Raw genomic sequence first — 23,377 nt, 5'->3', positions numbered from 1 at the left:
GGCGTGGCCCGGTGGCGGCGACACGCTGGACATGCCGACAGAAAAACCACACATTTATCAACAGATCACGGCACGTTGTAGCAATTGGTGTACAATACGATTTGTACTTGCATCAAGTTGTATTCTTGTTGGTTCCAATTCCGCCTGACTGTCGTTCCCTCCTCGGTCGTTCTGTTTTCTTTCCTTCGGTTTCAGTTCTTGGTTTCAAGTGCCTTCCAGGCAGATGCCTTCATTCGTCCCAAACTTTCCAAAGGAAACAAACATGAGCACTCAAACCGGCGTAGTCAAATGGTTCAACGATGCCAAGGGCTTCGGCTTCATCACTCCTGATGCCGGCGGTGCCGACGTCTTCGCGCACTTCCAGGACATCCAGTCCAACGGCTTCCGCAGCCTGTCGGAAAACCAGCGCGTGTCGTTCGACCGCGGTGTCGGTCCCAAGGGTGAAAAGGCCACCAACATCAAGGTCATCTAAGACCGCGATTTTCGCGCAAGCGAAGCAGGATATCCCCGCTGTCCGCGCCTGAACGTCCCCGGAATTCCATACGCTCCAGGGACCAGGCCGGCAGACTCCGCAGCCCTTTCATGTCGGCGCGAATTCATTCGCAGACGCTCACCTGGCAGATAGCCAGGGAGGGTCGGTTCCGAAGGAGAGGGCAGCGCAGGGCGCCGCCCCTGCCAGAGACTCTCCTGTGGCCGTGCAGATAGTGCGGGCAGGTGAACTTTGACGGCAGGGGCGCGTCGATCACGGCGCAAGCCGTGTAGCAAATAGTTAATTAATCGCTCGTAGAAGCGTGACACCGGACCGCACCAACGGCGGCTTCCGGACCACAACACGAACACCTGGATTGAGTCCAGCACCGGCCAGATAGGCCGGGCGGGACACTCTTGCAGCACCTGGCAGATCGCCAGGGTCATGAGGGAATCCAGCGTTAATCAATGAACGGCCCATCTGGTTTCAGATGGGCTTTTTGCGTTCTGGAAACAATATAAACGATATAAATGGTTTATGTAGCCAGTCTGTGTGGACCATCCAGCAGCTGCAAAGCCTGCGCCACCACCGCCTCCGGCGTGATCCCGAAATGCCGGTACAGCACATCGGCCGGTCCCGGTGCGCCGAATCCCGTCATGCCGACGAAACCACCGCGCTCCCCCAGGTAGCGATCCCAGCCAAAGCGCAGCGCCGCCTCTATCCCCACGCGCACCGTATCACTGCCCAGCACGGCGTGACGATAGTGGCTGTCCTGCTGGTCGAACAATTCCCAGCATGGCAGTGAGACCACCGCCGTAGCCACGCCACGGGCTTCGAGCAGATCGCGCGCAGCGCAGGCGATGGCGACCTCCGAGCCAGTGGCCAGCAAGGTGACCTGGCGCGCCCCGCATTGCGCCTCTGCCAGCACATAGCCGCCGCGCGCACTCAGATTGCTCACCTCGAAGCGCTTGCGCACCGGCGGCAAGCTTTGTCGAGCCAACACCATGCTCACCGGCCCGCTCCGATGCTGCATGGCGACTTCCCAGCATTCCACCACCTCGCTGGCATCGGCCGGACGCATCACCAGCATGTTGGGCATGGCGCGCAGCGCGGCGAGGATTTCCACCGGCTGGTGTGTCGGCCCGTTCTTGCCGATGCCAATGGAGTCATGGCTGAACACGAACTTGACCGGCAAGCCCATCAACGCGGCCATGCGCATGGCCGGGCGTTCGTAATCCGAGAAGGCCAGATAGGTCACGGCCAGCGGGATCACGCCGCCATGCGCGGCCATGCCATTGGCCATCGCGCCCATCACATGTTCACGCACCCCGCAATGCACGTAGGCACCGCTGCGGTCGGCGGCAGTAAAGGCGTTGAGCGAACCCTTGTGCGCGGTGGGTGCTTCGAGATCGGCGCAGCCGACCATGCGTTCCGGGATCACTTCGGCCAGCAACTGGTTGAGGGCGGCCGAGATCAGGATGCCGCCTTGCGCCTGCGCGGGCTCATGCGCGGTGCGTTTGAATTGCAGCAACACGTCCTGCCATCGGTCGGGCAAGTCACCGCGCAGGAGGCGTTCGAATTCGGCGCGTTGTGTCGCCGGTAGGGCCTGCAGACGCCGCTGCCAGGCCGCATGTTCATCGCGATGGCGCTGACCGAATCCGCGCCACGGCGAGAGGATCTCCGGTGGAATCTCGAAGGGCGCATGCGGCCATTGCAGCAGCGCGCGTGCGGCCTGGGCATCCTCCGGATACAGGCGGGCACTGTGACCGCCGCGCTGGCCCTGCACGCGCGGGATACCACGTCCGATGACGGTTCGGCAGGCGATCATCGAAGGCCGGTCCGAGGCGTGTGCGGCATCCAGTGCGCGCGAGACGGCATCGATATCGTGCCCGTCCACTTCCACCACATGCCAGCCCGCCACGCGGAAGCGCTCGGCCACGTTCTCGCTGATGGAGAGCTCGGTGGCGCCATCATCGGTGATCTGGTTGTCGTCCCACAGCAGGGTGAGCTTGGACAGACGCAGGTGACCGGCCAGCGAAATCATTTCCTGTCCGATGCCTTCCTGCAGGCAGCCGTCGCCGACGAAGGCATAGGTGCGATGGTTGACGATGTCGTCGCCGAAACGCGCATTCAGATAAGCCTCGGCCACGGCCATGCCCAGGGCATTGGCGATGCCCTGGCCGAGCGGACCGGTGGTGACTTCGATGCCCAGATGCGGCGCGTATTCCGGATGGCCGGCGCAGTGCGAGCCGAACTCGCGGAAGTTGCGCAGTTCCTCCAGCGTGATGTGTTCGTAACCGGTGAGGTAGAGCAGGCTGTAGAGCAGCATCGAGCCGTGACCATTGGAGAGCACCACGCGGTCGCGGTCAGGCCAGGTCGGGTCGTCCGCATGAAAGCGCAGATGGCGCGCATACAGGGCCGTGGCGATCTCGGCCATGCCCAGCGGAACGCCCTGGTGGCCCTCGGTGGCACGCACGATGGCATCGATGGACAGGAAGCGGATGGCATGCGCCAGCGGCTGCAGGGGATGTGGGGTCATGACATCAAGGCGCGCCGACCCGGTGGCGGGGCGGTGCGTCAGTCTCCGTTGTAATGGTGGAGGCTTATTCTTGGCGCGCAGTGCACATGCAGGCAAGCGATGAAAATTCAGGCTTGGCTGAATTGGCTTCAACTAGGCGAAATCGTTCCGCTCTCTTCGCGCAACCACTGCAGGAACAGCACCACCTCAGGCCGCGACTTGTTGCGCGCCGGACAGACCGCGAAGTGTTGCGTGATCTCCAGTGTCATGCCCTCGGCAAACACCGGCTGCAGGCGAGTGCTGGCCAGATGGCCGGCGCCGAAGGCGTTGCTCTCGAAGACCACGCCCAATCCCTGTACCGCCGCTTCGATGCTCATCATGGCGCGGTCGAAACGCAGTGCGATGCGTTCCGGGCGCAGGTCCGGTGCGTAGCGGGCAAACCATTCCGGCCATTGCAGCAGACTGCCGCGCGACTGGATCAGCGGTGCCAGCACCAGGTCTTCCGGTGTCTCGATGCGGTGACGCGCGAGGAAGTCCGGGCTGGCCATCGGAATCACCTGCTCCGACAGCACCGGTTCGATTTCCAGATCCGGCCAGTGCGGCACGCCACAGCGGATATCCAGGTCTACCTGTCCGATCTCGAAATCGGATATTTCCGGCGAGGCCGACAAGCCGAAGGCAATCTCCGGATGGCGCTGCGTGAAGCGGCCGATGCGCGGCATCAGCCAGAGACTGGCAAAGCTGGGACTGGAGTGGATCTGCAGCGAATTCTCCACACCATGCCGCAGATCGTCGGTGGCCGAATTGATCGCACCGAGCGCACCGGCCACCCGGTTGAGATAGCTCTGCCCTGCCGGCGTGAGTTCCACCCCCTTGGTGGAGCGCTCGAACAGACGCAGCCCCAGCAGCTTTTCCAGTCGCGCGACCTGGTGGCTGATGGCCGAGGGCGTCAGGTGCAGTTCGGCAGCGGCAAGGTTGAAACTCTTCCTGCGCGCGATCGCCTCGAAGGCCATCAGGGAGGTCAATGGAGGAATCATGGTGTCTCGTTTTTTTGCTCTTGTGAAGGATTCTGCTGCGCTACAGCATGCACCGGCGTGGGCGTGCGGCCGATTTTAGCGCATCGATGCGGCAGATGAAGCTTCGTCACATTTCCATGACAAAGCATCACTTGTCGGCGTCGGATGAAAGTTCGAAGATCGCCGCCAGAACAACAGGCAGACACCCATCCACGAGTGCCATTGCACCGGCAGCCGCCAGCCTGCTAGGTGGCGCAGGTCTTCGCTGTTGCTCGTTCGCATGTCACTTTCAGGAGACCACACCATGCTGCTCAAGAACAAAGTCGCCGTCATCACCGGCGGCGCCGGCCTCAACGGCCTGGGATTTTCCACCGCGCGCCTGATGGCCGCACAAGGCGCACGCGTCGTCATCCTCGATCTGGAACGCGCCGAGCCCTCGACGGCAGCGGCTCGCCTGGGCGAGGGTCATCTGGGCCTGGTGGCCGACGTCACCGACAAGGCGTCCTGCGAGGCGGCGGCGCAGGCCGTGCTGCGGCAGTTCGGTCGCATCGACATCCTGGTCAACAATGCCGGTATCACCCAGCCGGCCAAGTTCCTCGACATCAGCGGCAAGGACTACGACCGTATCCTCGACGTCAGCCTGCGCGGCACGCTCTACATGTCACAGGCCGTATTGCCGGCCATGCGCGCGCAGCAGAGCGGTTCCATCGTGTGCATCTCCTCGGTGTCGGCCCAGCGCGGTGGCGGCATTCTGGGCGGTCCGCACTATTCGGCGGCCAAGGCCGGGGTACTGGGGCTGGCGCGCGCCATGGCGCGCGAGTTCGGACCGGAAGGCATCCGCGTCAATTGCGTCACGCCAGGTCTCATCTCGACCGACATCAACAAGGACATCCTGAGCGCGGAGAAAAAGGCCGAGATCGCCCAGACCATTCCCCTGGGCCGTCTGGGCGGGCCGGAGGATGTGGGCGGCGTATGCGTGTTCCTGGCCAGCGACCTGTCGCAGTACTGCACCGGCATCACGCTGGATGTCAACGGCGGCATGCTGATCCATTGAGTTGTTCTGGCGCCGGCGTAGCGGCCGGCGCGGCTTCATCGATTCCCACCATGAGTTCTAAAAAAACGACAGGAGACAGAAGATGAAAGACGAGATCGCATCCAAGAAAATCCACCGCCGCCAGGTATTGAAGGCGGGCGCCGTGGCCGCTGCATTGCCGCTGTTTTCCATTCTCACGCGGCCGGCCAGTGCGGCCGAGTTTACTTATAAATTCGCCACCGGCCAGGACCCGTCCCACCCGGTCAACAAACGCGCCCAGGAAGCCATCGACCGCATCCGCAATGCCACCAACGGACGCATGGAGATCAAGCTGTTTCCGGCCAACCAGCTGGGGTCGGATACCGACCTGATGTCGCAGATCCGCAATGGCGGCGTGGAGTTCTTCAATCAGGCCAACACGGTGCTCTCCACCCTGGTGCCGGCAGCCGGCATCGTCAATACCGGCTTTGCCTTCCAGGATTACGCCGCCGTCTGGAAAGCCATGGATGGCGCCCTGGGGGCCCATGTGCGCGCACAGATCGAGAAGGTCGGCCTGTTGGCCATGTCCAAGCCCTGGGATAATGGTTTTCGCGAGATCACCACCTCGACCAGGCCGATCAGGAGTGCTGCCGACGTCAAGGGCCTGAAGCTGCGCGTGCCGGCGGCACCGATGCTGACCTCGCTGTTTTCGGCGCTGGGTGCGAGCCCCACACCGATCAACTTCAACGAGGTCTATTCCTCGCTGCAAACCAAGCTGGTGGAAGGGCAGGAAAATCCCCTGGCCATCATCAGCACTGCGCGCCTGTACGAAGTACAGAAATTCTGCACGCTGTCCAATCACGTATGGGATGCCTACTGGATCCTGGGTAATCGTCGCGCCTTTGAAAGGCTGCCCAAGGACATCCAGGAAATCGTGCGCCGTGAACTCGACCAGGCCGCTACCGATGAGCGTGCCGACATCGCCACCTTCTCCGGGATGGCGCGCAATGACCTGGCGGGCAAGGGTTTGCAGATCATCGAGGCCGACAAGGATTCGTTCAAGCAGGCGCTGGCGCAGGCCAACTTCTACAAGGACATGCGTGCCAAGTTCGGCGAGGACGCCTGGAAACTGCTGGAAGGCAGCGTAGGGGCGCTGGGCTGAAATGAAAAAGGCCGGACGATGGTCCGGCCGCTCGTATCGCGCTCAGCGCGGCCCGCCACCGTGGCCGCCATCGCCCCAGCCGCCGCGTGGCCCACCTCCGCCGCCCGGTCCCGGACCGCAGAACCAGGGGGCGCAGACGCAGCCACCCAGTGTGGTCAGCAGCAGTGCTGCTGCCAGCAGTGTCGTCAATCGTTTCATGGTCAACCTCATGCAAAGAAAAGGAAAGAGATGCAGTGAGGCAGCATTGAACACCGACAGTTTGCTAAGCGCAGTCAGGCAATTGCAACAAAGGATGTCGATACCTTTCGCACAGGCTCAGTCAACACAGTGCACGTGCTCCTTGTCCATGTGCGCAGCTCCCGGTGAAAACGGATGGCCAGCAGAGAGGCTTCGGGCTGGCGGTCAGTCGCAAAGCGGGGATGATTGCATGGCGCCATTCCTGCGCCATGCTGCTGTACTCAGGATCAGGCCGAGGTATCGATGATGTTGCCGATGGCCTTGATGCCCGAACTCACGCTGTCGGCCACCGAGTGGGCGGCCGAGGAAACGGCATCGACCGTGGTGTCGTAGGCGCTCTCGATGTCATCACCGACTTCGGAGGCGACATTCTTGATCGGCTGGATGATGGTGTTGTAGAAGCTGCTGTTGCTGGAGGAGACCGAAGATACGCTCATGTGAAACTCCCTTGTAGTAGGTAGGCAGCCGGCATCCCCCTCTGGTGAGGGAGATGCGGACAGGAGTTCATCATAGGCAAGCGCGCCGCCCCTGCAAAGGTGCGGACAGCCCTGCAACGGGTAAAGAAATGCAATGCCTTGTAAAGCGGTGTTGGCATGTTGTTGCAGCGACATGCCCTGCCCACTTACTGCGCCAGCGCCAGGGTCGATTCCTTCTGGCGTGTCGCGGTGGCGGCTGACGCAGCAGCCGGCGAGCGCGGGCTGCCGTAGCTGATCTTGAATACCGAGACCGCCTGGCTCAGCTTGACGGACTGGTCGCGCAGGTTTTCGGCGGCTGCGGCTGCCTGTTCCACCAGGGCGGCATTCTGCTGCGTGGTTTCATCGATGGCATTGACGGCCTGGTTGAGCTGCTCGATGCCGCCGCTCTGTTCGTTGCTGGCCACCGTGATCTCGGCCATGGTCACCGCCATGTTTTCCACCGCGCCCCCGAGGTCGCCCATGGCTTGCGCGGTTTCGCGCACCAGCTGGTTGCCGCTTTCGACCTTGGCGCGCGAGTCGTCGATGAGACCCTTGATGTCCTTGGCCGCGGCGGCCGAACGTTGCGCCAGGGTCCGTACTTCGGATGCCACCACCGCAAAGCCGCGCCCTTGCTCGCCGGCGCGGGCGGCTTCGACGGCGGCGTTGAGCGCCAGGATGTTGGTCTGGAAAGAGATGCCGTCGATGAGTCCGATGATGTCCACGATCTTGTGCGAGGCGGCGTCGATCTCCTGCATGGTCTTGCCCATGCGTTGCACCGACTGGCTGCCGCGCTGGGCGATGGCCGAGGCCGATTGCGCCTGGCGGTCGGCGTTGGCGGCCGAGTCGGCATTCTGGCGCACGGTGGCGGCGAACTGCTCGACACTGGAGGCCGTCTCCTCCAGCGCCGAGGCCTGCGATTCGGTGCGGCCCGAGAGGTCCATGTTGCCGCTGGCGATCTCGCCGGTGGAGATGGTCATGGATTCGACGTTGCGGCGTACGTCACCGATGATGGCGCGCAGGTTCACGTTGAGCTGTTGCAGGGCTTGCAGCAGCAGTCCCATATCGCCGCGTGCATCGGTATCGATATGCAGATCGAGGTCGCCACCGGCCAGGCCATGGACAGCCTTGATGGCGCGTCGCAAGGGCGCCACGACGCTCGCATGCAGCACCGCCCAGGATCCCAGCAGCAGGACGGCGCCAGCCAGCGTGCCCAGCCAGACCGCATACGGGCTGCCCCCGGCTGATTGCAAGGCACTGCCGGCCACGGCACCACCGAGAATGAACATGAGCGTCAATACGCTCATGAGCCAACCCAGCCGCCTGGCCAGCGACAGATCACGCAGCCCCTGCAGCCAGCCGATCAAGCCGGTGCGCGCCACTGCGCCGCGACGGATGCGCAGGCCGCGCGCCTGGCCGGCGACGAAGCGGCGATAGGCGCTCTCGGCAGCCTGCACCTGTTCCCGCGTGGGGCGCGTACGCACCGACATGTAGCCGACCGCGCGGCCGTTCTCGCGCACCGGGGTGACGTTGGCCTGGACCCAGTAGTAGTCGCCGTTCTTGCAGCGGTTCTTGACCAGTCCGTTCCAGGGCAGTCCTTCCTTGAGGGTGGCCCACATGTCGGCGAAGGCTTCGCGCGGCATCTCGGGATGGCGCACGATGTTCTGCGGTGCCCCGATGAGCTCCTCTTCGTCGAAACCGCTGATGTCCACGAAGTAGGGATTGACGTAGGTGATGTTGCCCTGCAGGTCGGTCTTGGAGACGATGGACTTGCCATCCTCCAACAAGCGTTCATTGGTGGTGATCGGTAGATTCGTGCGCATGCTTGCCCCCCATTGCCCTGACCGGTCCTGACGTTGCGGGATCACGGTCCTGCCGCTGTTATAGAAAGCCGTCGCACTTTTTCCCCAAGCGCGACGACCCTGGTGTAAAGGCGTTCTGTGGCCTTTCCGCTTCTCATGCAGGCTGCCAGCCTGTGTCCGGCCTGGTCGGCGCAACGCGGAAACCACGATCATCAGAATCTAAACCCAGGTCCGCGCTTTCAATCCTTTAAACAGGCAGACCTTTCCATGGGTGCATCAGAAACAGGGGCAGCATTGGCTTTGATGGGTGGAAACTGTTTCCGCCCGTCATCGTCATCGTCACCGGCAGGCCGGGGCGCAGATCATTGGCGCGGCTGTACCTGAAACAGCACGCCCTGCGGGACCACTTCTACCGAGAGCAACTGGTCGGCCACCACTTCAGTCATGCGCTGGCCGGGATTGTCCAGGGCGACCGTGGTGAGTCGGGTAATCAGGGGCAGCAGCTTGTCTTGTCCACCGGAGATGAAGCTGCGCGCGGCACTGGTCGCACAGATCAGGAATTCGTCACGGGCGCCGGGGACCTTGTTGGTCATCATCACGCCGACGTTGCGCAGCTCGCCCTTCTTGTTGAGCGTACCGATGAGCGTGGTCTGGGCCGGCCCCACGCGGGTATCGAGCACATATTCGTACTGGCCCGGATGCAGGCGTGCCGCATCGAGCATGTAGAGACGGGCCATGTGCTCGGGCTCTTCCACGTTCATGTCCTTGAGCACGTCGGCCAGGCGCTTGTTGAAGCGATCGGAGAATTGCCTGGGGGTGACGCCCAGCGTGGTCTGCGCCGCTTCATGGGCGGCCAGTTCGTCGTCGATATGACGATCACAGCCCGTGGCCAGGATCACGGTGGCCAGCAGGGCGCAGGACAGAAGACGCAGCGGGGAACGGAGAAGTGTCAGCATGTTCGTCAGAATGTGGCGTGTTTCCTCGAACCCATTTCATCAACAGGCGTGAGATGGATTGAGGCATTGTGCATCATTGCCGCTAACTCCAACCTGTCGCAGATCAAGCGTGCAGGCCGGTTTGTGTGGGTTGGTGATAAAGTACCTGGCCGACAACAAGGCAATACTACAACATCCGATCCGACGCCAAGCCCATGACAGACTCTCCCTCCGGCCCGCTTCCTCCTGCGGGCGCCCCGTCCGATCTGCACGAACTGCGCGAGCTCATCCGCCGTTTTTCCGGCGAGCGTGACTGGCTGCGTTTCCACACGCCCAAGAACCTGGCCATGGCCCTGTCGGTGGAGGTGGCCGAGCTGATGGAACATTTCCAGTGGCTGCCCACCGGCGCCGACCATGAACTGGACGATGCCGCGCGCACGGGCATCCGTCATGAAATGGCCGATGTGCTGGTCTATCTCATCCAGCTGGCCGACCACACCGGGGTGGATCTGCGCAGCGCAGTGCTGGAGAAGATGGAACTGAATCGCCGCAAGTACCCGGTCGAGCTGGCTCGTGGCAATGCGCGCAAATACAGTGCCCTGGCCAGCCCGGCCGATGATGCCGATGAAGGCGCGCCCGATGCCCCGACTCGCACCTGAGGCTGGCCTCTTCCTTGCTTGCCCACTTCCCACGTTCGCTGCCCGGAGCCTGCCTTGACCAACTGGAATGACGGTTACGTCGTCGACATCGCCTATACCTACGGCTACTACCCCGGCATGAATCCGGCACGCCTGCCCTTGGCCTTCGCCTTCCACGGCCTGCAGGCGCCGGCCATCCAGACTGCCTGCGAACTGGGCTTCGGCCAGGGGCTGTCGACCAACTTCCACGCTGCGGCGTCCACCACGCGCTGGTGGGGCAATGATTTCAATCCCTTGCAGGCCGCCTTCGCCCGGGAGCTGGCGGCCGCCAGCGGCAGCGGCGCGCAGCTGGAGGACTCCAGCTTCTCGCACTTCTGTCGTCGCGACGATCTGCCGGATTTCGATTTCATCGCCCTGCACGGTATCTGGAGCTGGGTGTCCGAAGACAACCGCTCCATCATTCTGGATTTCATCGACCGCAAGCTCAAACCGGGCGGGGTGCTCTACCTGAGCTACAACACCCAGCCGGGCTGGTCGGCTTTCATGCCGCTGCGCGACCTGCTGGTGCAGCACACGCAACTGGCCGGCAACGAGGAACGCGGCCTGCCTACCGCGGACCGCATCGAGGCTGCGCTGGCCTTCGCGACGCGTCTGTTCGAGACCGACCCGGTCTACGCCCAGGCCAACCCCTTCATGCGGGACCGGCTCAAGCTGCTGTTGCAGCAGCCGCGCAGTTACCTGGCGCACGAGTACTTCAACCGTGACTGGCATGCCGAAGCGTTTGCCGAGATCCATCGTCGCTTCTCGCCGGCGGGTTTGCAGTTTGCCTGTCCGGCGCACTACATCGACCATCTCGACATGGCCAACCTGACGCCCGCGCAGCGCCAGTGCCTGGCCGGGATCGACGACCCGGTGCTGTACCAGAGCACGCGCGACTTCATGGTCAACCAGACTTTCCGCCGCGATTACTGGGTCCGTGGCGCCCAGGTGCAGGACGAGCGCCAGCGTGTGCAGGCCCTGGCGCTGCAAAGCGTGGTACTGCTGACCGAACCGGACAAGGTGCCGCTGACGATCCAGAACGTGGCCTCCGAGATCACGCTCAACCGCCTGATCTACGAGCCCATCCTGCAGGCGCTCTCGGACTACCGGCCGCATACTCTGGTGGACCTGGCGGCCTCGCTGGCGCATCGCAATCTGAATCTGGCGCAGGTGATCGACTCGGCCCTCATGCTCATCGGTACCGGCCACGCCGCACCGCTGCCGCCCGAGCCCGACGCCGCCACCCAGGCCCAGATCGCGCGCCGCACGGCCGACCTCAATGCCTATCTGCTGCAACGCGCGGCGCTGGTGCTGCCGGACAGCCAGGAGGGCGACATCAGCCACCTGGTCAGCCCGCTGACCGGAGGCGGCGTGAAGGTGGAGCGGGTCGAGCAGTTGTTCCTGCTGGCGCGTGAAGTCTGCGGCGATGACGTCGAAGCCTGGCCCGCGCAGGCCTGGCGGCATATCGCCGCGCAGGGCAAGCGGCTGGTACGCGATGGCGTGCGGCTGGAAGCCGAGGATGAGAACCTGGCCGAACTGGCCACCCAGGCGCGACTGTTTGCACGGACCCGGCTCCCCCTGCTGCGGGCCTTGCAGGTGGCCTGATCCGGCGCGCAATGCGCGTTGCATCGCAGCGCACTAGCCTGTAGCATTCCGCGTGGCCGTATTGTCGGCCTGCACGGCCGCATCTGCCTTGTCTGCCATCGAGGCGCCGAAGCTCTCTTTAAGGAAAGTCGGTTTCCAGCTTATGTCCCTGTCCCGCAAACTCCAAACACGCCTGACCCTGGCCGGCACCGCTGCCGCGCTGCTGACAGCCATCGTGCTCACCGCCATGGCCCTCAATGGCAGTACTCAGGGCCTGGCCGTCGCTGCCGTGCTGCTGGTGCTCGTATCGGCGCTGCTGTCCTGGGGGCTGGCGCGGCAGTTGCTGCAACCGTTGTCCGAGCTGGAAGCGGGCATGCAGCAGCTGCAGGATGAGCACAAGCAACTGGTGGAGCAACGTGACGATGCCCGCACCCACCTGGAAGAAATGGAAAAGACCCTGGCCGGCGTGGGCCTGGAGGATGCGCTCACGGGCCTGGCCAACCGACGCCAGTTCGAGCGCGGACTGCTGGAAGAATTCAACCGTGCGGCCCGTACCAGTCTGTCGCTGGCCATCATCATGATCGACATCGATCTCTTCGACGAATACAACGCCAGCTATGGCCGCATGGCCGGTGACAAGGTACTGCGCCGCGTCGGCAGCGCCATCCGTGATACCAACGTACGCCCGGAGGACCTGCTGGCGCGCTTCGGTACCCAGGAGATCGCCGTGCTGCTGCCGGGCTCGCGCCTGGAAGGCGCGCTGATCGTGGCCGAGCGCATCCGCACGTCGATCGAGCAACTCAACATCGAGCACAGCGCCAGTCCTACCGGCCGCGTGACCATCAGCATCGGCATTGCTGCCGTGGCACCGCAGCGCCAGGTGGACGAACCCGATACCGTGCTGCGCGAATCGGAACAGGCGCTGGCGCTGGCCAAGGCGTCGGGCCGCGACTGCATTCGTACCAGCGAAGATCTCGTGAAGGCGTCGATAGCGTAGCCACGCCCAGGACCCAATGACAATGCCGCGCGATGGTCGCCCACCGCGCGGCATTTTTCATGGGGCTGGCCCAGCTCGGAGTCAGGGTTGCTCGGGTCCTGGGACCAGGAATTTGGATTTGGCGCAATACATCTTGGCGTTGGTGTCGTTGTAGACGATCTTGCTGCCGGCCTGCGACTGTCGCACCGGATAGGCCGAGTCATCCTCGGGCGTGAAGCGGATGCCCAGCGCCGCCTTGATGGCATCGCTCAGCTTGACCGGCGTGGTCTTGAAGTAGGCGCCGATGAAATCAGCCTGGCTGTTGCTGTCATTGACCAGGAAATCGGTGGGCTGCATGCCCCACAGCGAGACATTGGAGGCCTTGAACCAGTAGGCACCGCCCTCGGTCTTGTAGGGCGGGCCGAAGGCGGCGACCAGGTAATCGAAGAAATACTTGCTGTTGAGCTGGTTCAGGCACAGCAGGGCATTGCCGACTTCGATGCCGAAGCTGGGCTGCGGCGCGGCCTGAGCCGCCGGTGCTGCAGCCATGGCACCGGCCAGCGTGAGCACCAGCGCAGACACGCGCGGACGCAGGCAGGTGCACAGGCGAGATACGATCTTCAAGCGAACTCCCGGAAATTGCCGTCTTGGCATGTTGTCGGTACGGCGCGCAGGGCGGGCCGGGGAGTCGATTGTAGGGGGCTTTCGTGATTTTTTCCAAGCGGCACCGTATTTTTGCGGTGTCAAGGCGGCAGGTGGAGTCAGGCGGGTGGGGTGGACGGTGTGTCCGTACCTGTCGAGGTCGCAGAGGAGGCGCGCGCCTGGCGCCGCATGGCGCGTACGAAGTCTGGCAGGCGGCGACCATTGCGGTCCGGATAGTGGCCGTGTTCGCTCATCTGTTGCACCCGGTCCAGGCGGAAGGAGCGGAAGTCCTCGCGCCGCTCGCACCAGGCCGCGAGCAGCCAGGTACCGCCAAAGAAGGCCAGCGCCAGTGGCCATACCACGCGTTGACTGCTGCGCTGCTGGGCATCGGTGTAATGCAGCAGCAGCTTGTGGCGGCTGTTGATGGCCTGGCGGATGGCTTCCAGCCGCTCACCCTGGCTGCCATCGTCCTGCATGGCCGGAGCAAATAGCGGCGTGGCCTCGACGAAATCGCGCTTTTCCCTGGGCAGGGCCAGCACCACCTTGGCCAGCGCCGATGCGGCCGCAGCCCCCAGTTGCGGGCCGCCCCAGGCCTGCACCATGCGCATGCCGATCACCAGTGCATCGATTTCATCGCTGTTGAACATCAGCGGCGGCAGGTCATAGCCCGGCTTGATGCGATAGCCGACCCCGGCTTCGCCATCCACCGGCACACCTGACAGCGACAGGTCGCGGATGTCGCGATAGACCGTGCGTTCCGACACCGACAGCCACTGCGCCAGCTGACGCGCCGTGGTGAGACGGCGTCCGCGCAGGTATTGGGTGATCTGGAACAGGCGATCGGCTCGACGCATGACTGGCAGAGAAAAAAAGATGCGCGCCATTCTGGCACGCATGCTCCTGGCCCGCCACGAACTTCGATGCTGCTGTGCAAGATGCGGGCGTGAGATTCAGCGGGCGCGCCACAGCATTCAGTGCATGGCGTGCAGGGCCAGGCGATTGCCTTCGCTGTCGATGAACTGGGCGATATAGCCGATATCGTTGGGCAGTTGGAAACGCTGCATGGTGACTTCGCCACCGGCGGCCTCGACGCGATCCAGGACGGCCTGGATGGAAGGGCCTGCATCGAGATAGATCAGCGTGCCCTGACGGGTCGGCTCCAGCCAGCCGGGTGAGGTCAGGCAGCCGACGGACTGGCCATCGTCACGCACGAAGATGGCCATCGGTCCTTCTTCCGACAGTTGTTCCTGGCGCAGCGTGGTGGCAAAAACGGCTTCGTAGAAGCGGGTGGCGCGCTGCAGGTCCTTGGTGGCGATCTCGAACCAGTTGACTTGGGTTTGCATGATGTTCTTCCTTTTCTTGTGAGGGGAGCGTTGTGCATGCCGGTTGGCATGGAGCGCATCATGCGTGAGGGCTACTGACACCGTTCTGTCAGTAGCCCTCGCGCCCTGAGGAAGCAACCTTCACGAATCAGCGCGTCGCCGTGGCCGGGGCGCCCTCCGGCTGCGCGGTCTGGCCGATTTGTTCACTATCACTATCGTGCCGGGCCGCATAGCGCCGCGCCAGCACCGCGCAAAGCATCAGCTGCATCTGGTGGAACAGCATGATCGGCAGCAGCACCACGGCCGCACCGCTGCCGGCAAACAGCACCGAAGCGATGGGAATGCCCGAGGCCAGCGACTTCTTGGAGCCGCAGAAGACCAGCACGATTTCATCACCACGCGGCATCTTCAGGGCGCGGGCGCCATAGGTGGTTGCCAGCAGCACGGTCCCCAGCAGCACGGCATTGACCAGCACCAGCAAGGCCAGTTGCGCGGGCGGAAACAGGTGCCACACGCCCTGCGCCACGGCCACGCTGAAGGCGGCATAGACCGACAGCAGAATGCCGCCGCGATCAACCACGTTGACGATGACCTTGTGGCGATTGATCCAGGCGCCGATCCAGGGCCGCATCAGGTTGCCCAGCACGAAGGGCAGCAGCAACTGCAGCAGGATGCTCAGCACCTGCGTCATGCCATTGGCCTGGTGGTGACGATGCAGCAGCAGCGTCACCAGCAACGGCGTGATGACGATGCCCAGCAGGTTGGAGGCGGTGGCGCCGCAGATCGCCGCCGGCACGTTGCCGCGAGCGATCGAGGTAAAACCGATGGAAGACTGCACCGTGGAGGAGAGCGTACAGACGAACAGCACGCCCATCCACAACTGCGGCGTCAGCAGGTCGGGCACGGCGCTCCTGAGGGCCAGGCCCAGCAGGGGAAACAGCAGGAAGGTGGAAGCCAGCGTGAGCAGATGCAGGCGTGGCTGCTTCAGCCCCGACAGCGCCGCCTCCCGCGAGAGCTTGGCGCCGTGCAGGAAGAACAGCAGCGAGATGGCCGCATTGCTGGCGATGTGCATGAAATGCTCGAAGCCGCCGGTGGCAGGGAACAGGGTGGCCAGCAGCACGGTGCCGATGAGCAACTGGGTGAAGCGGTCGGGGAGGAAGCGGTTCATGGCGCGCTCGCGAAGAAAATGGAAGGAAATTGCCCGGGTTTGCCCTCATCATAGGAAAGTGCACGGCTATCGGGAACCCCTCTGATCGCGTTGACTGTCATCGGAAAATCCGATGATAATGGCCGCATGCTCAATCCCCTCTGGCTCCAGACCTTTGCCACGGCTGCCACTGCTTCCAGCTTCACCGAGGCCGGGCGCCAGCTTGGCCTGACGCAATCCACCGTGAGCGACCATATCCGTCGCCTGGAAGAAAGTCTGGGGCGACGCCTGTTCGTGCGCGACACGCATTCCTCGGCGCTGACCGCCGATGGCGAGAGCCTGCTGGTGCACGCGCGCCTGATCCTGCAGGCCCATGCGCGGGCCGAAGCGCAGTTCAGTGCCCCGCGCTTGCGCGGCCGGGTCCGCTTCGGCACCTCCGACGACCTTGCCATGGGCCCGCTGCCGGACATGCTGGCGGCCTTTCGCAGCCAGCATCCGGAAGTCGAACTGGAAATCACCATCGGGCTCACCAGCGATCTGTATGCCGCGCTGGAGCAAGGCAAGCTGGACCTGCTGGTCGGCAAGCGCCGCGCGGGCGAGTCACGCGGACACAGCATGTTTTCCACCCCCATGCAGTGGCTTACGCGCCCCGATACGCTGGTCGATCTGAGCGAACCCTTGCCGCTGATCCTGCTGCCCGAGCCCAGCATCACCCGCGCGGCCACTTTGCAGGCACTGGGCAAGTCGGGTCATCACTGGCGCATTGTCTGCACCAGTGGCAGTCATGCCGGCTGCATGGCGGCTGCGCGCGGCGGGCTGGGTCTGGCAGCCCTGCCGCAGCACCTGGGCTCACGCGACCTGGTGGAGCCCTTGAATCACGCGGCCCTGCCGCGCCTGCCGGATGTGGAATATGTAGCCCTGACCGCGCGGCGCCTGTCGCGCCCGGCCGATACGCTCTACCAGATCCTCATGGCCAGCCGCCTGAGTCGTGGCTGAACAGCTTGTCCGGGGCGGGTTTCAGGTCGTCTCGACAATCAGGGCGGGGTCCGCCAGTGAACGGATGCGCCGGTCCACGAAGTAGCCACCGGCTTCCACGTAGCGCAGATAATGGCGCCCGCATTGCGTGCAGCGGGCGACGTTGCTGCGGTTGCAGGGATACCAGGCCGGTGCGATGGGCGCCTCCGGCGAGGCATAGCGCGTGCCGTGCGGATGGTATTCGGTGAAGGTCGGTTCGTCGTAGGGGTCGGTGATGAGCGTGGCCACGTCCACCAGCTGGGTCTCCGGCAAGGACAGCGGCAGGCTGATCCAGCCGCGGCTGTCGGCTGTGCGGCAATTGCAGGGCGTGGTGATGGCCGCACTCTCGGTAGCCAGGGCGCGCAATTGCGCCAGGTCTGGATGGGGAAGCAGGTCTTGCATGGGAGCAATGGATCAGTGGTAAAGCCTGATGTCCTGTGGATAAACGCAGTGCCAATGCGAGAAACGATTTATCCACAGGCTGGCGAAAACAAGAAAACCGGGCAAACCTACTTTTTCGGGTTGTAGCGGATATCGCCTTCAAACAGCTGTGCCGTACCGCCTCCCAGGTCGGATTGCACCGGCCACACCTCATGTCCGATGCGCAACTCGGTCCCTTCGTAGACCGCCTTGGCCACGATGATGCGAGCGTCTTCCGCGGCCACCATGCCTTCCTTCATCTGGCTCACTTCTTCCAGCAGCACCTTGACCTCGTAGGCCAGCGCCTTGCGCTTGTCGCTGGTCTCATGGAGGATTTCCGGCGTGGCCTTCTCGGGGTTGAGCTTGTAGTAGCTCTGTTGCTTGATGGTACGGTCCAGCTCGGCCACCTTGCGCGTGTATTCCTGTTCCTTGATGGCGATCTTCTCTTCCAGATACGGATCGAGACCGACCTGGATGCGCGTATGCGTGGTGGTCGAGGCGCCGATCACGTTGGCACGAATGAGGTTGGTGGCTTCCACGCGCCCGCCGATGATGTGGCCGGTGCGCGGATTGCCCTTGCCCACCGTGATCTCGTTGCCGGCCAGCAGTTCGCAATGGCGGGCATTGCCCAGCACCAGAATGTCTTCGGCAGCTTCGATGTGGGCGCTCTCGGCGAACATCACCTGCACCGATTTTTGCGAACTGATGCGCGAGGCAATGGCGGTGGTCCCGGCCTGCGCCGTCACGCCTTCGCTGTGACCGATCACGCCGCCCTTGACGGTGACGCTGCCGCCGGCCACGATCTCGGCCGCTTCCACGGTACCGTTGATCACCACGTCGCCACCCACGTGCATCTTCATGCCCGTGAGCACGTCGCCCGAGACCTTGACCGTGCCTTCAAAGCTGAGGTTGCCGGTGGAGAGGTCGACGTTTTCAACATCCAGCACCGGATTGACCTTCACGCCATTCTTGATGACCGTGGGCTGGCCCGGCACGATGGCCACCAGCAGATTGGGGTCGTCCTCGCTGGGCTCGGCACCGATACATTCCTTGGAGAAGGGGGCGTCGGCAATCGGCCGCGCCGGTACCTTGCCGCCGCGGATGTCGATGCCGTCCTGGCCCGGTACGGGCGGAATGCGGCGCATCAGCGCATCGCCCACCTTGACCAGCAGGATATGGCCCATGTCGGCGTAGGAGACCACGGCATCTTCGTCAATGTCGGCCAGCTCCTCTTCCTTTTCTTCCAGCAGGCTCTCGAAACGAGCCGGCTCGGCCGGCGTGGGCATGAGACCCTGGGCCACTACCAGCTTGTTGCAGAAACCGGCCGACAGCGCGCCGCGCAATTGCTCGTGCAGGATGCCGTAGGTGATCCCGGCCGCGCGGATGGCGTTGACCACTTCCACGCTCTTGGCGCGGCCCCCATAGGGCGGCACCAGGGTCAGCGAGGCCGTCATCAGGTCATCGGCCACCTCCAGCGAGAACTCGCCATCGCGCCGTTCGGCGATGACCTGCGTGACCGCCTCCTTGGCATCTTCTGCCTTGCGCACGAAGGCGTTGAGGATCGAATCCTGGAAAAACAGCTTGGTCAGACCATGATCGGTCATGGACTGTTTCAGGAAGGCCAGCGTGAGCGGCGGGAAGCCCGGCGTGGGCTGCCACGTTGCGCTCAGTTCGCCGCTGGCCCGGTCGAACGCAAACGACAGCGGTTGCGGAGTTGCTTGGTTCATGCTGTTCCTCGATGTGATGCTGCACCGGGTCTGCTGCGGATCCCCTGCGGGTGATGGCGGCCGCGATATCGTCTTGTGCAATGGAGGCGTGCGCCCTCAAGGCGCCATCCATACGTGCCGGGTCGGCATCATGCCGGCGGCAGTCCCCCTGACGCAATACAGTTGACATTGTAATGTGGCAAGATGATCCAGTAATTTGTTCGATAGCACAAGTTTTGCCAATTTTGGCTCTAGATTAGGCTCTTATCGTTGGTTTTATGTTAAGTACCCAAATAGAAGACTTCAAGGGGGAAGATCCTCGCGACGACGCCTTGAGTGCGGCACGTTATCGTGCCGGGCGTGCCAGTACGCTGGTGAGCATCGTGGTCAACATCGCGCTGGTGATGCTGCAGGTCACGGCGGGCGTGTTTTCCGGTTCGCAGGCGCTCATTGCGGACGGCATCCATTCGCTGTCTGATCTCATTTCCGACTTCGTGGTGCTGCTGGCCGGGCACCACAGCCGCAAGCAGGCCGACGACGATCATCAATATGGTCACCAGCGTTACGAAACGGCGGCCTCGCTGGCACTCGGTGCGCTGCTGCTGGCCGTGGGTCTGGGCATGCTGGTATCGGCGGCGCAGAAGATCCAGCATTACGGCCACACCCCGCCAGTACACGTGGCGGCCTTGTGGGTGGCACTGGCGGCCTTGCTGGCCAAGGAACTGCTGTTTCGCTACATGCTGCGCATCGCCGAGCGCGTGCGTTCGAGCATGCTGGTGGCCAATGCCTGGCATGCGCGTTCGGATGCGGCCTCGTCGCTGGTGGTGGCCTTGGGCATCGTCGGCAGCCTGGCCGGTTTCACCTTGCTTGATCCGGTGGCGGCGGCGGTCGTGGGTTTGATGGTGGTGCGCACCGGCTGGGGATTTTTCTGGAGCGCGCTGCATGACCTGATGGACCGTGCCGTCTCGGCCGAGGAAGCCGAGGCTATCCGCGCCACCATCCTCGCCACGCCCGGCGTGCAGGGGCTGCATGATCTGCGTACGCGGCGCATGGGTGACCTGACGCTGGTGGACGTGCATCTGGAAATCGATGGCGCCCTCACCGTCACCGAGGGCCATGCCATTGCCATCGATGCGCGCCGGCGGGTGCTGGCGGCGCATCATGTGCTGGATGTGATGACGCATGTGGATCCGGTGGAGCAGGGGGCAGCGCACTGATCGTCACAATGACTGCGTGGCAATACACTGTGTAGCGTGGAGCACTACATTGTGACGAACTCTGCACGACGACTTGTCGGGCACGGCCGTCTTCGTTTAAAATCCGGGCTTCTCTTTGGGGAGTAGCCAGCTTCCGGGTCATCCGGAAGAGCCCGTGTCAACATTCTCGGCAGCATCGATGCCGTGGCGCGGGTAGCCATCCAGGTAGGCGAGACCATAGACGTATCCTGCGGCCAGGCTGGGCGCGCAGGCACGTCCATGGACTTCGCCCGGCCAAGGAACCCCGTTCATGAATTTCCCCGCTCTCGTTCTTCTCGCGCTCGCGATGTCCACTGACGCCTTTGCGGCAGCCATCGGCAAGGGTGCCGCCATGCAGAAGCCACGCTTGCTGCAGGCGCTGCGTATCGGTCTGCTGTTCGGCGTGATCGAAGCCATCACTCCGCTCATCGGCTGGTTTGCCGGTTCCGTGGCCACCAAGTGGGTCGCCGAATGGGACCACTGGATCGCCTTCGTACTGCTGCTGGTGCTGGGCGCGCGCATGATCCGCGAAGGTCTGAGCGAGGATGATGAGCAAGACGAGGCCGATGCGACCCCGCAGAAGCAATCCGTGGTCATGCTGGCGCTCACCGCTGTGGCGACCAGCATCGACGCCATGGCCGTGGGCGTGGGCCTGGCCTTCATCGATGTCAACATCCTGGAAGCCTCATTGCTGATCGGCCTGGCCACCACCACCATGGTCACCATCGGCGTGATGGTCGGCCGCGTGCTGGGCCATCTGATCGGCAAGCGTGCCGAGATTGTCGGGGGTGTGGTTCTCATCGGCGTGGGCGCAGCGATTCTCTACGAGCACATGAGCCGCGCGGGCGCTTGAACTCAGGCCCTGTGCAGTCGTGCCGCGCGCTCGGCGCAGTATCCGGTGGCCATGAGGCGAAAGGCCGTCACCGCCGGATTGTCCTGGTCCGCGCGCCACGCCATGCTCATCTCGGCGCGCGGCACCTCCCCGGCCAGCGGCCGGAACTCCACCCGATCGTAATGGAAACGCTGTGCCGAGGCAGGCAGGATGCCAACGCCCAGGCCGGCGCGTACCAGTGAGAGGATGGTATGGCTCTGGTCGATGTACTGGGTGAAATCCGGTTTGACGTCCGCCGCGCCCAGCATGGCCATGATGCGTTCGTAAAAGTACTTGCCATGCGTGGGGGAGTGCATGATGAAGGGCTGACCATCGAGCTGGCTGGTGGCGATGCGTTCATGCAGCGCCAGCGCATGCCCCTGGGGCATGGCCAGCACCAGCGGTTCCTCATCGACCAGCTGCAATTCCAGCGGCTGGCGCGACGATACCGGGCGCAGGAAGCCGATATCGATGGTGTTGGCGCTAAAGGCTTCCAGCTGCGCCACCGAAATCAGTTCGAACAGCACCACATCGATCTCGGGCAGGCTCTTGCGCGCCTGCATGAGCAACTCCGGGATCAGCTCGTAGCCGGCCGCGCCCGTGAAGCCTACCCGCACGCGCCCGGTCTTGCCCTGGCTGGCGCGGCGTACCGTGCTCTCGGCCTGTTCCGACAATTGCAGCAGGCGCGACGCGTCGGCCAGGAACACCCGGCCTTCGGTGGTGAGCCGCACCGTGCGCCCCACCCGTTCGAACAACTGCACACCCAGCCGGTGTTCCAGCAAGTGGATCTGGCGTGACAGAGGCGGCTGGGTCATGTTCAGCAACGCCGCCGCACGACGGAAATTGAGTTCGGTCGCAGCGACCACGAAACAACGGACTTGAGCCAGATCGAGCATGAGGATGTGCCGGTAAGGGGAGCGCCTGCATTATAGGCATGGCCGCTCCCCGCTGCGGCCGTGGTCGGATTCAGGTGGTCAGGCTACCTTCGGGGCGCCGCCCTGCCAGCCCCTGCGCCAGACTGGCCAGCACCATCTCGCCCATGGCCGTGCGCGATTCCACGGTGGCGCTGGCGCGATGCGCTTGCAACACCACCTGGTCCATCTGCAGCAGGGCCGGCGGCACGTTGGGTTCGTCCACGAACACATCCAGCCCCGCACCGGCAATGACGCCACGTTGCAGGGCATCCACCAGATCCTCTTCCACCACCAGCTTGCCGCGCGCGATATTGATGAGAATGCCTTCGCGTCCCAGCGCATCCAGGACGGCGGCGTTGATGATGCCCTGCGCCTTGTCGGCGGCAGCGGCCAGCACCAGTACATCGCTCTGGCGCGCCAGCTGCAGCAATGCCGGCTGGAACGTGTAGGGCAGGTCGTCCATGGCGCGCAGGTCGGTGTAGGCGATGGGGCAGCCAAAGGCCGCTGCGCGCTGGGCGATGGCACGGCCGACCTTGCCCATGCCGACGATGCCCACGCGCTTGCCGCTGAGGCGACGCGAGAGGGGAATCGCCGTCGGCGAAGGATGGCGCACCCAGTCACCGCGCTGCACGAAGGCGTGACCCGGACAGATCTGCCGACTCACCGCCAGCATCAGGCCCAGCGCCAGATCGGCCACGTCCTCGGTCAGTGCACCGAAGGTGCCGGTGACCGGCAAGCCCTTGCTGCGCGCATGGTTCAGATCCACTGCATCGGTCCCTACGCCATTGACGGCCACGACCTTCAAGGCCGGCAGGCGATCCATGAGGGCGTTGCTGATACCGGTATGGCCGCCGGTGATGACCCCTTCGATGACGGCCCCGTGGCGTGCGATGTAGGCTTCCTTGTCCTCCTGCTCGAACAGGCGGTGCATGTGATAGAGATTCTCCAGCTTGTCATTGATGGCAGGAACCAGGATGGGATTGAGCTGCAGTACGTGGCGTTTCATGGGAGAACTCCTTCTCGTTCGATGGCAATGCGGGGCGATGATGCGGGCATTCCGCCAGCACGTCCAATCCGAAAAGGCTATCAATTGATTCAGGAAATGGCACCTGATCGGGTATCAATATCGATTCAATCTGCACATCACCTGATAGCCAGAAAAGATTGGACGCCACGCAGGGGCACGGCCATGATTCCCGGCGTCGGCCTGCAAGACACGCAAGGTCGCCATCAACGTCGGGCGCCAACAGATCCCTTTGCGGGACG

24 protein-coding genes are annotated in these 23,377 nt (G+C 63.7%); 9 read left to right on the top strand and 15 right to left on the bottom strand.

Features of this window, described 5'->3' with window-relative positions:
• Window positions 1-262 precede the first annotated feature (262 nt).
• Complete coding sequence (locus HNO82_RS15100; RefSeq protein WP_006461922.1) at window positions 263-472, top strand: cold-shock protein; 210 nt, start codon at window positions 263-265, stop codon at window positions 470-472.
• Window positions 473-1,004: 532 nt separating this feature from the next.
• Here the strand turns inward: HNO82_RS15100 and HNO82_RS15095 are convergent.
• Both HNO82_RS15095 and HNO82_RS15090 read right to left on the bottom strand, forming a co-directional pair.
• The gene (locus HNO82_RS15095; protein ID WP_349627568.1) at window positions 1,005-3,050 is read right to left on the bottom strand and encodes a transketolase family protein; all 2,046 of its coding nucleotides are present in this window, start codon (window positions 3,048-3,050) and stop codon (window positions 1,005-1,007) included.
• An 86-nt stretch (window positions 3,051-3,136) separates the two neighbouring features.
• Complete coding sequence (locus tag HNO82_RS15090; protein WP_175344289.1) at window positions 3,137-4,024, bottom strand: LysR substrate-binding domain-containing protein; 888 nt, start codon at window positions 4,022-4,024, stop codon at window positions 3,137-3,139.
• A gap of 283 nt (window positions 4,025-4,307) precedes the next feature.
• Between HNO82_RS15090 and HNO82_RS15085 the strand changes: the two genes are divergently transcribed.
• Together HNO82_RS15085 and HNO82_RS15080 are read left to right on the top strand one after the other, a co-directional pair.
• Window positions 4,308-5,057, top strand: coding sequence for an SDR family NAD(P)-dependent oxidoreductase (locus HNO82_RS15085; RefSeq protein ID WP_175344288.1), 750 nt, complete (start codon window positions 4,308-4,310; stop codon window positions 5,055-5,057).
• 82 nt (window positions 5,058-5,139) lie between these two features.
• Window positions 5,140-6,177 carry a TRAP transporter substrate-binding protein gene (locus tag HNO82_RS15080; RefSeq protein ID WP_175344287.1) on the top strand — a complete coding sequence of 346 codons (1,038 nt, stop codon included), beginning with the start codon at window positions 5,140-5,142 and terminating at the stop codon, window positions 6,175-6,177.
• Between the two features lie 42 nt (window positions 6,178-6,219).
• Here the strand turns inward: HNO82_RS15080 and HNO82_RS15075 are convergent, their stop codons facing one another.
• The 4 genes from HNO82_RS15075 to HNO82_RS15060 all read right to left on the bottom strand — a co-directional run bounded on the left by HNO82_RS15075 (window position 6,220) and on the right by HNO82_RS15060 (window position 9,624).
• On the bottom strand, window positions 6,220-6,375 hold the full coding sequence (locus HNO82_RS15075; protein ID WP_008325281.1) for a hypothetical protein: 156 nt from the start codon (window positions 6,373-6,375) through the stop codon (window positions 6,220-6,222).
• Between the two features lie 266 nt (window positions 6,376-6,641).
• Window positions 6,642-6,851, bottom strand: coding sequence for a hypothetical protein (locus tag HNO82_RS15070; RefSeq protein WP_008325282.1), 210 nt, complete (start codon window positions 6,849-6,851; stop codon window positions 6,642-6,644).
• A gap of 185 nt (window positions 6,852-7,036) precedes the next feature.
• Window positions 7,037-8,689 carry a methyl-accepting chemotaxis protein gene (locus HNO82_RS15065; protein WP_175344286.1) on the bottom strand — a complete coding sequence of 551 codons (1,653 nt, stop codon included), beginning with the start codon at window positions 8,687-8,689 and terminating at the stop codon, window positions 7,037-7,039.
• A gap of 341 nt (window positions 8,690-9,030) precedes the next feature.
• Window positions 9,031-9,624, bottom strand: a complete 594-nt coding sequence (locus HNO82_RS15060; protein WP_175344285.1) for an attG domain containing protein — start codon at window positions 9,622-9,624, stop codon at window positions 9,031-9,033.
• 194 nt (window positions 9,625-9,818) lie between these two features.
• Between HNO82_RS15060 and HNO82_RS15055 the strand changes: the two genes are divergently transcribed.
• The 3 genes from HNO82_RS15055 to HNO82_RS15045 all read left to right on the top strand — a co-directional run bounded on the left by HNO82_RS15055 (window position 9,819) and on the right by HNO82_RS15045 (window position 12,861).
• Window positions 9,819-10,262, top strand: coding sequence for a nucleotide pyrophosphohydrolase (locus tag HNO82_RS15055; protein ID WP_175344284.1), 444 nt, complete (start codon window positions 9,819-9,821; stop codon window positions 10,260-10,262).
• Window positions 10,263-10,316: 54 nt separating this feature from the next.
• A complete protein-coding gene (locus HNO82_RS15050) occupies window positions 10,317-11,885 on the top strand; it encodes a methyltransferase regulatory domain-containing protein (RefSeq protein WP_175344283.1) in 1,569 nt (522 codons plus the stop codon).
• A 142-nt stretch (window positions 11,886-12,027) separates the two neighbouring features.
• On the top strand, window positions 12,028-12,861 hold the full coding sequence (locus HNO82_RS15045) for a GGDEF domain-containing protein (RefSeq protein ID WP_175344282.1): 834 nt from the start codon (window positions 12,028-12,030) through the stop codon (window positions 12,859-12,861).
• 81 nt (window positions 12,862-12,942) lie between these two features.
• Here the strand turns inward: HNO82_RS15045 and HNO82_RS15040 are convergent, their stop codons facing one another.
• The 4 genes from HNO82_RS15040 to HNO82_RS15025 form a co-directional block, all read right to left on the bottom strand.
• Complete coding sequence (locus HNO82_RS15040) at window positions 12,943-13,464, bottom strand: hypothetical protein (protein ID WP_008325295.1); 522 nt, start codon at window positions 13,462-13,464, stop codon at window positions 12,943-12,945.
• A 137-nt stretch (window positions 13,465-13,601) separates the two neighbouring features.
• A complete protein-coding gene (locus tag HNO82_RS15035) occupies window positions 13,602-14,336 on the bottom strand; it encodes a helix-turn-helix transcriptional regulator (protein ID WP_050978055.1) in 735 nt (244 codons plus the stop codon).
• 117 nt (window positions 14,337-14,453) lie between these two features.
• Window positions 14,454-14,825, bottom strand: coding sequence for a VOC family protein (locus HNO82_RS15030; protein ID WP_175344281.1), 372 nt, complete (start codon window positions 14,823-14,825; stop codon window positions 14,454-14,456).
• A 127-nt stretch (window positions 14,826-14,952) separates the two neighbouring features.
• On the bottom strand, window positions 14,953-15,972 hold the full coding sequence (locus tag HNO82_RS15025) for a bile acid:sodium symporter family protein (RefSeq protein ID WP_175344280.1): 1,020 nt from the start codon (window positions 15,970-15,972) through the stop codon (window positions 14,953-14,955).
• Window positions 15,973-16,098: 126 nt separating this feature from the next.
• On the opposite strand from HNO82_RS15025, the gene HNO82_RS15020 reads away from it, so the two are divergent.
• The gene (locus tag HNO82_RS15020) at window positions 16,099-16,947 is read left to right on the top strand and encodes a LysR family transcriptional regulator (RefSeq protein WP_175344279.1); all 849 of its coding nucleotides are present in this window, start codon (window positions 16,099-16,101) and stop codon (window positions 16,945-16,947) included.
• A 21-nt stretch (window positions 16,948-16,968) separates the two neighbouring features.
• Here HNO82_RS15020 and HNO82_RS15015 read toward each other — a convergent pair whose 3' ends face one another.
• Both HNO82_RS15015 and HNO82_RS15010 read right to left on the bottom strand, forming a co-directional pair.
• Entirely contained in the window at window positions 16,969-17,367 is a 399-nt protein-coding gene (locus tag HNO82_RS15015; protein WP_175344278.1) for a cytochrome c oxidase subunit Vb family protein, read from the bottom strand.
• Window positions 17,368-17,474: 107 nt separating this feature from the next.
• Entirely contained in the window at window positions 17,475-19,112 is a 1,638-nt protein-coding gene (locus tag HNO82_RS15010) for a flagellar assembly protein A (RefSeq protein WP_175344277.1), read from the bottom strand.
• A gap of 257 nt (window positions 19,113-19,369) precedes the next feature.
• On the opposite strand from HNO82_RS15010, the gene HNO82_RS15005 reads away from it, so the two are divergent.
• Window positions 19,370-20,308 carry a cation diffusion facilitator family transporter gene (locus HNO82_RS15005; RefSeq protein ID WP_008325306.1) on the top strand — a complete coding sequence of 313 codons (939 nt, stop codon included), beginning with the start codon at window positions 19,370-19,372 and terminating at the stop codon, window positions 20,306-20,308.
• A 138-nt stretch (window positions 20,309-20,446) separates the two neighbouring features.
• Here HNO82_RS15005 and HNO82_RS15000 read toward each other — a convergent pair whose 3' ends face one another.
• Window positions 20,447-20,599, bottom strand: coding sequence for a hypothetical protein (locus HNO82_RS15000; RefSeq protein ID WP_175344276.1), 153 nt, complete (start codon window positions 20,597-20,599; stop codon window positions 20,447-20,449).
• On the opposite strand from HNO82_RS15000, the gene mntP reads away from it, so the two are divergent.
• Window positions 20,598-21,179: a manganese efflux pump MntP gene (mntP, locus tag HNO82_RS14995; RefSeq protein ID WP_175344275.1), complete on the top strand. Its 582-nt coding sequence runs from the start codon at window positions 20,598-20,600 to the stop codon at window positions 21,177-21,179. The two genes, HNO82_RS15000 and mntP, sit on opposite strands and share 2 nt — an antisense overlap.
• 2 nt (window positions 21,180-21,181) lie before the next feature.
• Here mntP and HNO82_RS14990 read toward each other — a convergent pair whose 3' ends face one another.
• Both HNO82_RS14990 and HNO82_RS14985 read right to left on the bottom strand, forming a co-directional pair.
• Window positions 21,182-22,093 (bottom strand): LysR family transcriptional regulator, encoded by a 912-nt coding sequence (locus HNO82_RS14990; RefSeq protein WP_175344274.1) that lies wholly within the window; start codon window positions 22,091-22,093, stop codon window positions 21,182-21,184.
• Window positions 22,094-22,163: 70 nt separating this feature from the next.
• Complete coding sequence (locus HNO82_RS14985; protein WP_175344273.1) at window positions 22,164-23,117, bottom strand: 2-hydroxyacid dehydrogenase; 954 nt, start codon at window positions 23,115-23,117, stop codon at window positions 22,164-22,166.
• Window positions 23,118-23,377: the final 260 nt, after the last annotated feature.

Source organism: Herbaspirillum sp. C9C3, assembly GCF_013359625.1.
Classification (GTDB): Bacteria; Pseudomonadota; Gammaproteobacteria; order Burkholderiales; family Burkholderiaceae_D; genus Herbaspirillum.
The sequence above is the reverse complement of the archived record's forward strand: the minus strand, read 5'-3'. Positions and strand labels throughout refer to the sequence as shown.

Coding starts and splice junctions, on each gene's coding strand:
- HNO82_RS15005 (WP_008325306.1), top strand. CDS start 19,370: ATGTTAAGTACCCAAATAGAAGACTTCAAGGGGGAAGATCCTCGCGAC.
- HNO82_RS15010 (WP_175344277.1), bottom strand. CDS start 19,112: ATGAACCAAGCAACTCCGCAACCGCTGTCGTTTGCGTTCGACCGGGCC.
- mntP (WP_175344275.1), top strand. CDS start 20,598: ATGAATTTCCCCGCTCTCGTTCTTCTCGCGCTCGCGATGTCCACTGAC.
- HNO82_RS15035 (WP_050978055.1), bottom strand. CDS start 14,336: ATGCGTCGAGCCGATCGCCTGTTCCAGATCACCCAATACCTGCGCGGA.
- HNO82_RS14985 (WP_175344273.1), bottom strand. CDS start 23,117: ATGAAACGCCACGTACTGCAGCTCAATCCCATCCTGGTTCCTGCCATC.
- HNO82_RS15085 (WP_175344288.1), top strand. CDS start 4,308: ATGCTGCTCAAGAACAAAGTCGCCGTCATCACCGGCGGCGCCGGCCTC.
- HNO82_RS15055 (WP_175344284.1), top strand. CDS start 9,819: ATGACAGACTCTCCCTCCGGCCCGCTTCCTCCTGCGGGCGCCCCGTCC.
- HNO82_RS14990 (WP_175344274.1), bottom strand. CDS start 22,093: ATGCTCGATCTGGCTCAAGTCCGTTGTTTCGTGGTCGCTGCGACCGAA.
- HNO82_RS15060 (WP_175344285.1), bottom strand. CDS start 9,624: ATGCTGACACTTCTCCGTTCCCCGCTGCGTCTTCTGTCCTGCGCCCTG.
- HNO82_RS15000 (WP_175344276.1), bottom strand. CDS start 20,599: ATGAACGGGGTTCCTTGGCCGGGCGAAGTCCATGGACGTGCCTGCGCG.
- HNO82_RS15030 (WP_175344281.1), bottom strand. CDS start 14,825: ATGCAAACCCAAGTCAACTGGTTCGAGATCGCCACCAAGGACCTGCAG.
- HNO82_RS15100 (WP_006461922.1), top strand. CDS start 263: ATGAGCACTCAAACCGGCGTAGTCAAATGGTTCAACGATGCCAAGGGC.
- HNO82_RS15075 (WP_008325281.1), bottom strand. CDS start 6,375: ATGAAACGATTGACGACACTGCTGGCAGCAGCACTGCTGCTGACCACA.
- HNO82_RS15025 (WP_175344280.1), bottom strand. CDS start 15,972: ATGAACCGCTTCCTCCCCGACCGCTTCACCCAGTTGCTCATCGGCACC.
- HNO82_RS15045 (WP_175344282.1), top strand. CDS start 12,028: ATGTCCCTGTCCCGCAAACTCCAAACACGCCTGACCCTGGCCGGCACC.
- HNO82_RS15070 (WP_008325282.1), bottom strand. CDS start 6,851: ATGAGCGTATCTTCGGTCTCCTCCAGCAACAGCAGCTTCTACAACACC.
- HNO82_RS15015 (WP_175344278.1), bottom strand. CDS start 17,367: ATGCAAGACCTGCTTCCCCATCCAGACCTGGCGCAATTGCGCGCCCTG.
- HNO82_RS15020 (WP_175344279.1), top strand. CDS start 16,099: ATGCTCAATCCCCTCTGGCTCCAGACCTTTGCCACGGCTGCCACTGCT.
- HNO82_RS15080 (WP_175344287.1), top strand. CDS start 5,140: ATGAAAGACGAGATCGCATCCAAGAAAATCCACCGCCGCCAGGTATTG.
- HNO82_RS15090 (WP_175344289.1), bottom strand. CDS start 4,024: ATGATTCCTCCATTGACCTCCCTGATGGCCTTCGAGGCGATCGCGCGC.
- HNO82_RS15065 (WP_175344286.1), bottom strand. CDS start 8,689: ATGCGCACGAATCTACCGATCACCACCAATGAACGCTTGTTGGAGGAT.